Annotated in this window: 10 protein-coding genes and 1 other annotated feature (1 of these 11 cut by a window edge); all 10 genes read left to right on the forward strand. The window is 38.8% G+C overall.

Annotated elements, in window-relative coordinates:
* Positions 1–69 (forward strand) — a binding site (T-box leader); it begins 157 nt to the left of the window's first position.
* Between the two features lie 73 nt (positions 70–142).
* Positions 143–2,908 (forward strand): isoleucine--tRNA ligase, encoded by a 2,766-nt coding sequence (ileS, locus tag MHI10_RS04385; protein ID WP_340783313.1) that lies wholly within the window; start codon positions 143–145, stop codon positions 2,906–2,908.
* A gap of 139 nt (positions 2,909–3,047) precedes the next feature.
* Positions 3,048–3,770 carry an AzlC family ABC transporter permease gene (locus MHI10_RS04390; RefSeq protein ID WP_340783315.1) on the forward strand — a complete coding sequence of 241 codons (723 nt, stop codon included), beginning with the start codon at positions 3,048–3,050 and terminating at the stop codon, positions 3,768–3,770.
* Positions 3,767–4,093, forward strand: a complete 327-nt coding sequence (locus MHI10_RS04395; RefSeq protein WP_340783316.1) for an AzlD domain-containing protein — start codon at positions 3,767–3,769, stop codon at positions 4,091–4,093. The genes MHI10_RS04390 and MHI10_RS04395 overlap by 4 nt, the downstream gene beginning before the upstream one ends.
* A gap of 226 nt (positions 4,094–4,319) precedes the next feature.
* Positions 4,320–5,462, forward strand: a complete 1,143-nt coding sequence (locus tag MHI10_RS04400) for an FIST signal transduction protein (protein ID WP_340783318.1) — start codon at positions 4,320–4,322, stop codon at positions 5,460–5,462.
* Positions 5,463–5,830: 368 nt separating this feature from the next.
* The gene (locus MHI10_RS21390) at positions 5,831–6,448 is read left to right on the forward strand and encodes a methyl-accepting chemotaxis protein (RefSeq protein WP_445683209.1); all 618 of its coding nucleotides are present in this window, start codon (positions 5,831–5,833) and stop codon (positions 6,446–6,448) included.
* A gap of 157 nt (positions 6,449–6,605) precedes the next feature.
* Complete coding sequence (gene lspA / locus MHI10_RS04410) at positions 6,606–7,085, forward strand: signal peptidase II (RefSeq protein WP_340783324.1); 480 nt, start codon at positions 6,606–6,608, stop codon at positions 7,083–7,085.
* Complete coding sequence (locus MHI10_RS04415) at positions 7,082–8,014, forward strand: RluA family pseudouridine synthase (protein WP_340783326.1); 933 nt, start codon at positions 7,082–7,084, stop codon at positions 8,012–8,014. Before lspA ends, MHI10_RS04415 begins: the two co-directional genes overlap by 4 nt.
* 507 nt (positions 8,015–8,521) lie before the next feature.
* Positions 8,522–9,067: a bifunctional pyr operon transcriptional regulator/uracil phosphoribosyltransferase PyrR gene (pyrR, locus tag MHI10_RS04420; RefSeq protein ID WP_340783328.1), complete on the forward strand. Its 546-nt coding sequence runs from the start codon at positions 8,522–8,524 to the stop codon at positions 9,065–9,067.
* Positions 9,068–9,079: 12 nt separating this feature from the next.
* Entirely contained in the window at positions 9,080–10,375 is a 1,296-nt protein-coding gene (locus MHI10_RS04425; RefSeq protein ID WP_340783329.1) for a solute carrier family 23 protein, read from the forward strand.
* Between the two features lie 163 nt (positions 10,376–10,538).
* Complete coding sequence (locus tag MHI10_RS04430; protein ID WP_340783330.1) at positions 10,539–11,417, forward strand: aspartate carbamoyltransferase catalytic subunit; 879 nt, start codon at positions 10,539–10,541, stop codon at positions 11,415–11,417.

Below are 11,417 nucleotides of genomic sequence, written 5' to 3' on the forward strand. Positions count from 1 at the left end.
TAATGAGGCAATATTCAAGTATTGCAAAATTAGGGTGGTACCACGAGAGTTATGCTCCTCGTCCCTTTTCGGAGGGATGAGGGGCTTTTTTTATTGGTGATGATTCAAATTTTACATTTAATTTATTTAGGAGGTTTTTGAAATGGTAGAGTATAAAGACACGTTATTAATGCCAAAAACAGATTTCCCGATGCGCGGTGGCTTGCCGACAAAAGAACCACAAATCCAAGCACAGTGGGATGAAATGGATATTAACAAATTAGTAAAAGAACGCACGGAAGGTCGCCCGCACTTCGTATTACACGATGGCCCTCCATATGCAAACGGTGATATCCACGTAGGTCACGCATTAAATAAAGTCATTAAAGATATGATTAACCGTCAAAAATCGATGACAGGTTATTTTGTTGATTATATTCCTGGTTGGGATACACATGGTTTACCAATCGAGCAAGCTTTAACAAATAAAGGTGTTAAGCGTAAAGAAATGTCAGTTGCTGAGTTCCGTGAGCTTTGTGAAAAGTATGCATATGAACAAATTGCAAACCAAAGTGGTCAATTCCAACGTTTAGGCGTACGCGGTGACTTCGAAAACCCATATATTACATTAAAACCTGAATTTGAAGCACGTCAAATTGAAGTATTCGGTAAAATGGCAGAAAAGGGCTATATTTACAAAGGTTTAAAACCAGTTTATTGGTCACCTTCATCTGAATCGGCTTTAGCGGAAGCGGAAATTGAATATAAAGATGTTGAATCGTATTCAATTTATGTAGCATTCGGTATTAAAGATACTAAAAATATCGTGCCAGCAGATGCGAAATTTGTGATTTGGACGACGACTCCTTGGACGCTTCCTGCGAATTTAGGTATTTCAGTAAATCCTGAATTCACATATGTTGTTGTAGAAGCAAATGGTGCAAAATATATCGTTGCTAAAGACTTACTTGCTACTTTATCAACTACTTTTGGTTGGGAAGATGTGCAAATTGTTCAAGAAGTAAAAGGGCAAGAATTAGATATGCTTGTTGCGGAACACCCAATTTACAAGCGCGATTCATTAGTAATGGTAGGCGATCATGTTACAGCTGATGCAGGTACAGGATGTGTTCATACAGCACCTGGACACGGTGAGGACGACTACCAAATTGGAAATCGTTACGGCTTAGATGTGTTATCTCCAGTAGATAATGGTGGCTGCTATACAGATGAAGCACCAGGATTTGAAGGGTTATTTTATGAAAAAGCAAACCCGATTGTCATTGAAAAGCTAAAAGAAGAAGGCGCATTGCTAAACGTTTCGAAATTTAAGCACTCATACCCACATGACTGGCGTACGAAAAAGCCAGTTATTTACCGTGCAACACCACAATGGTTCGCATCGGTGGACATGTTCCGTGATGAATTATTAGGTGCAGTAAAAGAGACTGAATTCACACCGGCATGGGGCGAAACTCGTCTTTACAACATGATCCGTGACCGCGGGGATTGGGTAATTTCTCGTCAACGTGCATGGGGTGTTCCGATTCCAATTTTCTACGCGGAAAACGAAGAGCCAATTATCACACCAGAAACAATTGCGCATGTTTCAAAATTATTCCGTGAGCACGGTTCAAATATTTGGTTCCAAAAAGAAGCAAATGAATTATTGCCAGAAGGCTTTACACATCCAGGTAGCCCGAACGGTAAATTCACGAAAGAAAATGACATTATGGACGTATGGTTCGATTCAGGTTCATCACACCAAGGTGTACTTGTTGAGCGTGGTATGAAATATCCTGCTGACCTGTACTTAGAAGGTTCAGACCAACACCGTGGCTGGTTCAACTCATCATTAATCACATCAGTAGCGATTAATGGTTATGCGCCGTACAAAGGTTTATTAACACACGGTTTCGTATTAGATGGTGAAGGCCGTAAAATGTCGAAATCACTTGGGAATACAATCGATCCATTAAAAGTAATGAATCAATACGGTGCGGATATTTTACGTATGTGGGTAGCATCAGTCGATTATACAGCGGACGTACGTATCTCAATGGATATGTTAAAGCAAGTTTCTGAAACATACCGTAAAGTACGTAATACACTACGCTTCTTACACGGCAACGTAACAGACTTCAATGCTGCAACAGACCGTGTAGCATACGAAGATTTACGTGAAATGGATCAATATATGTATATGCGTTTGCAAGATGTTGTAAAAGCGGTTCGCGGCGCATATGACCGTTATGACTTCTCGACAGTTTCTTCAACAGTGAATAACTTTGTTGCAATCGAGCTTTCTTCATTCTACTTAGATATTGCAAAAGACGTTGTGTATATCGAGGGTACGGATAATAAAGACCGTCGTGCAATGCAAACGGTTATGTATGATACGTTAATGGCATTATTAAAATTATTAACACCAATTATTCCTCACACGACGGAAGAGTTATGGAGTTATGTAGAGGTAGAAGGTAAAGTGCAATCAGTTCAATTACTAGACTTCCCTGAAGTGGATGAAAAAGCAAACTTTACTGAATTACGCACGAAATGGACGAAATTAATTGCCGTTCGTAACGAAGTATTAAAAGCATTAGAAGAAGCACGTAATGCGAAAACAATCGGTAAATCATTAGAAGCGAAAATTTCTGTTTATGCAGATAACGAAACAGTTGAACTATTAAATGATGCAAAAATTAATTTTGCACAGCTGTCAATCGTTTCGGGGTTTGTCGTGGCGGGTAGCAAAGAAGATGCTCCTGCAAACAGCCTACCTTTAGAAAAAACATCACTTGTCGTTGAAAAAGCAGACGGTGAAAAATGTGAACGTTGCTGGACGATTTCTGAAACAGTTGGAGCAGTAGATGCGCACGCTACTTTATGTAAGCGTTGTGCAGATGTAGTTGAAAATTATTACGTATAACTAGATTTCTCCTTATTTTTAAGTGGGAGATGCAAGTTTGACCATAACTTTGAACGCTATTGTCGATTCGGCAATGGCGTTCTTTCTACATAATTTCAGTTATCTGAAAAGAAAGACGATTCGTCAGGGGGAATTTTGAATGGGAAATGAACATATCCAGCCGAATTCTTATACACCGGATACCTTTTTACAAGGTGTAAAAGACTGTATTCCCACATTGTTAGGCTATATTAGTATTGGTATAGCATTTGGGGTTGTGGGCATTGCATCGGGTATTTCTGTACTGGAAATCTTTTTATTGTCGGTACTTGTATATGCAGGGTCGGCTCAATTTATTTTTTGTGGTTTATATTTAGCCGGTGCACCTGTAACGGCGATCATCGTCACCATTTTTATTGTAAATTTACGTCACCTATTAATGTCATTAACAATTGCGCCGTATTTTACGAAATATTCTACACTTCGAAATATCGGCTTTGGCACATTATTAACAGATGAAACATTTGGGGTTTCTGTTGTAGCAGCAGGCAAGGAAGGTCGTCTCGGCGGCAAGTGGATGGATGGTTTAAATGTGATGGCTTATACAACGTGGATTGCAGCTTGTACAGTTGGTGGAGTTGTTGGTCAATGGTTGCCAAACCCAGAACAATGGGGATTGGATTATGCCCTTGTTGCGATGTTCGTAGCTTTACTAATTTTAACATTAGCAAGCATTCCAAAAACGAAGCTTATGCATTATTTGAAGTTAATTGTGTATATGGTTGTATGCATGTACGGTTTATTGTATTTTGTGCCGGGTCATTTAGCGGTACTGCTTTCGACGTTAGCGGTAGCGACGATTGGGGTGGTGACTGACAAATGACGACGACAGTTTGGATGGTACTTGTTATTTTAGGTTGTGCAGTTGTCACTTGGTTGCCGCGAATTTTACCGTTTGTTTTTGTGAAAAATGTCAAAATGCCCGATGTGGTTTTACGATGGCTAGCTTACATACCTGTTTGTATTTTATCAGCACTTATTGTTGAAGGGATATTTGTAAAGGAAACGCAACTAGTGACAATTAATTGGCTTCATTTATGCGCGCTTATTCCAACTTTATTTGTAGCGCTAGTGACGAAAAGCTTATCAAAAACAGTTATTGCAGGAGTGATAGCGATGGCAGCGCTCCGTTTTTTCTTTAGTTAAATGATTTTACTTGGGGACTTGCTTAGTTTTATAGCTAAGTGGAAGTCCTTTTTTACTTGCTTTGGCAGATGCCCCCATTTTTATAAGTGGGAGATGGATGCTGAGTGTGCCCGTTAATTCAGTGAAATTAATTTGAAATAGGAAGTGTGTTATAATTTTTTTAGGTTTGAAAACTTTTTAGGTTTGAAAAATGTGGGGAATAAAGTTTTATAGGAGAGGATATTCGATGGATTTTATTTACTCAACTTTAACGACATCGCGTCAGCCGGAAAAAGCAGTGGAGGAAATAGCGAGAAATTTACATAAAGAACCAGGCTTAGTGTTGTTTTTTGCAAGTACCGTTTATTCATTCGAAAAACTAACGGAATTATTTAAACAAAAGTACCCAGAGTCCCAAATTGTCGGCGTGACAACAACAGGTGAAATCGGGCCACAAGGTTATAGCGAATCCAGTTTGTCTGCGCAAAGTTTTTCGAAAAGTTTCGGTAAAGCACAAGCGGTTTTAATGAAGGACATCGTGAAGTATCCAATTTTCGATAGAGGAAATTTACTGCAGGCGGCACAATCAATCGGTATAAAAGTTGCCTCCAAGGCGATTGAAAAAGAAGGGCTCGGTCTTGTTTTCCCGGTAGGCTTAAAAGCAGGGGAAGAAAAAATGCTGTCTGTCGTGAATTCAATTTTTCACTACGATGGGTTTCCAATTTTCGGAGGTACGGCAGGTGATGATGCGAAATTTGTGACGACGAAAGTTAGTGTGAATGGAGACATAACATCAACTGGTGGCGCGGTAATCTTTTTAAAGCCCGTTATTGATTTTTATATTCATAAAGAAAATATATTTAAAAGCTCAGGGAAACAGGTGAAAATAACAAAGGCAGATGCAGAAAAGCGAATTGTTTATGAAATGAACAATCGACCAGCAGCAGAAGTTTATGCACAGATGATTGATGTTCCAAAAAACGAGCTAGGCAAGTGTTTTGCATTACATCCACTTGGACGGAAATTTAATCATGATTTTTTAATTGCTTCTCCATTTGAAGTAAAGCCTTCTGGAGAAGTTGAGTTTTATTGCCAAGTGTATGAAGGGGCGATTGTTGATATTTTAGAGCCGAAAAATCCAGTACTTGAAATGGAAAAAACGATTGTTGATTTTAGTAGTCGTTTTACAGAGTTGCATGGTGTATTAGGGTGTAACTGCATTTTACGTAAACTTCAATTTCAAAATGAACAACTGTTTTCAAAGTTAAATACGCAGTTAAGTATCTTACCAAATTTAAGCGGTTTTTCAAGTTACGGCGAACAATTAAATAAGTCACAATTAAACCAAACATTGCTCCTTATTGGTTTTGGGAAATTAAGAATGGAGTGAACAATATGCTCAAGCAACTATTTATGAAAAATAAATTAGCGGAAGACCTTCAACAGGAAGTCAATGCTTTAACACTTGAAGAACGTACTCAAGTCATTGCGAGCGTAGAAGAACTGTTAGAGTTATTGAATGTAGCGAATACGAAAAATACGGAAAGTGATAGCCTGTTTATGGAACGGATAACGGTCATTTCGGAATCCATTCAGCATGATCAGCAGTTGTTACAAACTTCAAATGAACGCGCGCATTCCATTGTGCAAGAAACGGAAGAAATCCATGAGATTACAACAACGGTTGAAACGCAAGTTGAAAGTAATCGTCAGCTTATTATTGAAGGTAGCAATCAAATGAACGCGCTGTATGAACAAATGGGCAATGTTCGAGAGATTTTTGATCAGTTTGGACAATCGATAGGTATGGTACAACAAGAAACGAAAGAAATTATGGACTTTTCAAAATTAATTAGCGACATTGCAGATCAAACGAATTTATTAGCATTAAATGCATCGATTGAAGCAGCGCGTGCGGGGGAGCATGGAAAAGGTTTTGCAGTGGTGGCAGCTGAAGTAAGAAAGCTAGCAGAGCAAAGTAAAAATGCGTTGATTCAAATTAATGGAAAAGTAAATGACATTGTACGAAATATGGAAAATGTTGTGGATAATATTCAACAAGAACAACAAACGATTCAAAAAACACAGCAACTGACTGCTGAAACAAAACAATATTTTGGACGGATTGAGCAATCAGAAGCGCTACTTTCAGAAAATATGTTAGCCATTCAACAAGCGACGAGCCAGACATTAAATCAAGTTGTGTCATTCCAAATGTTATTAGAGCAAATTGTCGAATCTTCCAAACTGTCGATGGAACAAATCGAACATTTATATCGATTTTCTGAAAATAAATCGTATAATGCAAATGATATGATTACATTCATTATACAAGTGAAGCATTTAATCACAGCATTAAAAAATGACCGATTATAAACAGCTGTAAAAGAACATCCGGTTTGAACGATTTACAAAAATAGAAGAAGCGTAATGGACGAATCAAACAAACCTCTTTACTAGGAGGATTTTTTTATGGTTGAACGGATGAGTTATGTTAAAATAGGTAAGATATATCGTAAACGGAGGATTTGCTATGTATAAATATTACGGATTAGCATTATTTGCGGTCATTATTGATCAATGGACAAAATGGCTTGTCGTGAAAAATATGGAGTTAGGCGAACGAATTAGTATATGGGATCCGTGGTTTGGTCTATTATCACATCGTAACCGTGGTGCTGCATGGGGCATGTTGGAAGGGCAAATGTGGTTATTTACAGTTGTGACAATTGGCGTCATCATTGCGATTTTGTATTTTTACCATACCGAGGCAAAGGGCAAGCCGCTATTTCAAATTAGTTTAATGCTATTATTAGGCGGTGCATTAGGGAATTTTATCGACCGACTATTCCGTGGAGAAGTAGTGGACTTTTTCGATGTGTTCATTCCGATCATCAATTATGACTTCCCGATTTTTAATATTGCAGATGCTGCATTAACAATCGCAGTAGTCATGCTCTTTATTACGATTATTTTAGAAGAAAAAGCAGAAAAGAAAAAGGTGGAAAAATGACAGTAGTCACATTAACAATCGAACAATTTGCTGGAGAGCGTTTAGATAAAGCACTTTCACAAATGGAAGAAGCATGGTCACGTTCACAGGTGTCAACTTGGTTAGAACAGGATCGTATTACCGTGAATGGTGCCAAAGTAAAAGCGAAATATAAAGTAAAAGAAGGCGACGTTATTGAAGTGGACGTGCCAAAAGTAGAAGAATTAGAAATCATTGCAGAAGATTTAAATTTAGAAATCATTTATGAAGACAATGACGTGTTAGTTGTGAATAAGCCACGTGGAATGGTTGTTCACCCAGCACCAGGTCATGCAAACGGTACTTTAGTAAATGGTTTAATGCATCATTGCACAGATTTATCAGGCATTAATGGTGTAGCACGACCTGGTATTGTACACCGTATTGACAAAGATACATCGGGTTTACTAATGGTTGCAAAAAATGATGTAGCACATGAAGGTTTAGTGAATCAATTAGTTGATAAGTCAGTTACACGTAAATATACCGCACTTGTGCACGGACATATTCCGCACGATAAAGGAACAATCGATGCACCGATTGGACGCGATTCAAAAGATCGTCAAAAACAAGCGGTTGTTGATAAAGGCAAGCATGCTGTAACACATTTCACGGTGTTAGAGCGCTTCGGTAATTTTACTTTAGTAGAGTGCCGTTTAGAAACAGGACGTACACATCAAATTCGTGTGCATATGAATTATATTGGCTATCCTCTAGCAGGAGATCCGAAATATGGTCCGAAAAAGACACTTGATTTCGGTGGGCAAGTATTACACGCGGGCGTACTTGGTTTTGTTCAGCCTGTAACGAAGGAATATATTGAATTTGAAACGCCATTACCAGCGGACTTCGAACAATTGCTAACGGAAATACGTGCCCAAGCAACAGCGAAAAAAGCTGAGACTGAGTGATTTTTGATAGCTGTATAAAAAGTAAATAATAAATTGTGAAATGGACATAACTACGAAATAGCGCCTAGTTTTAAGGGACTTCGATAATGTTCACGGTCAATTTGAGAGAATAAGGCATTTCCTGTTCAAATATTTGAACAGGAAATGCTTTGTTTTTATTCACAGATAATTCACGCTATTGCAACATTTGCCGGTTGTTGTCTGACCTTTAAAACATGTGTTGACAGTACAATAAAACAAGCCTATACTGACAACAGTGAATGAAACAACTTGACGAGAGCAAGTAAGTAATCACGAACTCATTTAAATAGTGTTCACCTTTAATGGCAGTCCAGAGAGGCTGAAAAGGAATAATGTAAAGCGTTATCGAGTTTTTTGTAAACACTCGTGTGCCGTTTTTTAACATGGACTTTTTCAACCCTCTAGGTAAAATTCTAGAGGGTTTTTATTTTGGATTGAAAGTGCGTGAACTGTGAACATGGAAGTATATATGAAGGGAGAAACGAGATGCAACAAATTACAGAATTACTAGATGGACCTTCATTAAACCGTGCCGTTACACGAATTGCGCATGAAATTATTGAACGCAATAAAGGTATTGATGAAGTGATATTAGTTGGCATTAAAACACGTGGTGCCTATTTAGCGAAGCGATTAGCAGAACGCATTGCCAAGATTGAGGGGAAAGCGATTCGAACGGGTGAGTTAGACATTACACTGTATCGCGACGATTTATCAACGAAGCATGTGAATGAACAAGCACAAGTACAGCAAGTAGATATTGATTATCAAGTAAATAATCAAAAACTTGTACTAGTAGACGATGTTTTATATACAGGAAGAACGGTGCGTGCAGCACTGGATGCCATCATGGATTTAGGAAGACCCTCACAAATACAGCTAGCGGTTTTAGTAGACCGGGGTCATCGTGAGTTGCCAATCCGCGCAGATTATGTAGGGAAAAACATTCCGACAGCTGGTCACGAACGCATTGTTGTCAACTTAGTAGAAGTAGATGGTAAAGATTTAGTAACGATTCATAAAGATGATTAAGGAGTTGAGGGCATGTCAAATGCAGTATTAGATATTAATGAAAAACCAAGTGTTGGACAACTTATTACATTCAGTTTTCAACATATGTTTGCCATGTTTGGCTCAACCATTTTAGTACCTAAACTAGTAGGGCTAAGTCCATCGATCGCCCTTTTAACAAGTGGGATTGCGACGATTATATTCTTGCTCGTAACACAGTTTAAAGTACCCGCGTATTTAGGGTCATCATTCGCCTTTATTTCACCGATTATTATCGTAGCAGGCTTAACGGAGGCAGGTGTATCAATAAACCCAGGAAACGCGATGATGGGTGCGATGCTCGTCGGTTTAGTATACGCCTTCGTTGCTTTGATTATTTGGAAAACAGGCTATGAGTGGTTAATGAATATTTTACCGCCAATCGTTGTCGCGCCAGTTATTATCGTAATCGGCCTAGGTTTATCAGGTGTCGCAGTTGATATGGCGATGAACGTTAACGGTGAGTACAATGGGTTACACTTCTCAGCAGCATTAGTAACATTATTAACGGCAATCATCGTCAACGTATACTTTAAAAACATTTTAAGTGCGATGCCGATTTTACTAGGCATTATCGTCGGCTACATATACTCGGTAATTATCGGAATTGTAGACTTCACAGCTGTTCAAGAAGCAAAGTTTTTCGCTGTGCCAGACTTCTTAATTCCAGGTGTTCATTATGATCTTAACTTTACATGGGCAATCTTCTTAGGAATGGTGCCAATCGTTATCGTAACGATTTCAGAACATATTGGACACCAACTTGTATTAGGGAAAGTCGTCAACCGAAATTATGTAAAAGACCCAGGTTTACACCGCTCCATTTTAGGGGATGGGTTAGGGACATTGGCATCAGCGTTTATCGGTGGTCCACCAAAAACAACATACGGTGAAAATATTGGGGTTCTAGCAATTACACGTGTGTACTCAGTTTATGTCATATTAGGTGCAGCAGTCGTTGCGATTGTCGTGTCATTCTCTGGTCAGCTAATGGCGATCATTGAAACGATTCCAACAGCAGTACTTGGCGGGATTTCAATCTTATTATTCGGGATTATCGCATCAAGCGGATTGCGTATGCTCGTAGAAAACAATATAGACTTCGGAAATAACCGGAATATGGTCATTGCGTCGGTTATCCTCGTAGTAGGAATTGGCGGAGCAGCAATGCGCTTCACAGAAAGCTTTGCGATAGAAGGAATGGCATTAGCATCGATCATCGGTGTTCTGCTGAACTTACTTCTGCCAGGTCGTGAAAAAGTAGATAAAGATATTTATGAAACTGAATAAGAGTACCTTTTAAAGAATTGTCCAGAGAGGCAAGCAAGGGGAATTTGAAAAGCGTAAGATAGGAGAAATATTGCCTAGCTTTAGCTTGTCATGCCTCCCTTGCCTAGCTGATGACATCAGTTGGGCTTTTTTAAACTTATTTCATCATTAACGGAGGCACGTTATGAAAAACTTACTTTCAATGGAACATTTATCAAATGAAGAGATTTTACACATCTTAGATCGAGCAAAGGCATTCGAAAATGGCGAAGAGTCAAAAATAGCCCGCTCATACAACGTAGCAAACTTATTTTTTGAACCAAGTACACGTACGAAAACGAGCTTTGAAATGGCGGAGCGCAAAGTAGGGTGTACGGTAATCCCATTCGACGCAGGCTTTTCAAGTGCCATAAAGGGTGAAACGATGTATGACACAGTTAAAACATTAGAAATGATTGGCATTGATGCGGTCGTAATTCGTGCAAAAGAAGATGAATATTACAACGAATTGCTCGAAGGAATCAATGTTGCGGTTATTAACGCAGGCGATGGTGCTGGTCAACATCCATCACAATGTTTACTGGATTTATACACAATTAAAAAAGAGTTTGGCAAATTTGAAGGATTAAATATTACGATTGTAGGGGATATTTCGCATAGTCGTGTCGCTAAATCAAATGCAACAGCGTTAACAAAATTAGGCGCCAATGTACGCTTCTTATGTCCGGAAGAATGGGCGGGAGATTTTGAGGCCCATCATTCTTGGGATGAAGTGCTTGAAGATAGTGATGTCATCATGTTGTTACGTATTCAACATGAGCGTCATTCAGTGAGTAAAAGCTTTTCAAAAGAAAGCTACCATGAGCAGTATGGTTTAACACCAACACGTGAAAAAATGATGAAGCCATCAGCGATCATTATGCATCCAGCACCAGTAAATCGCGATGTTGAAATTGCCGATGAATTAGTAGAGTGTGAACGTTCGCGCATTTTCCAACAAGTGCGTAACGGTGTATATACAAGAATGGCGATTATCGAAACAATTCTGAAGGGGAGAGAATAA

The sequence above is a fragment of the Solibacillus sp. FSL K6-1523 genome (genome assembly GCF_038005225.1).
Taxonomy (GTDB): Bacteria; Bacillota; Bacilli; order Bacillales_A; family Planococcaceae; genus Solibacillus.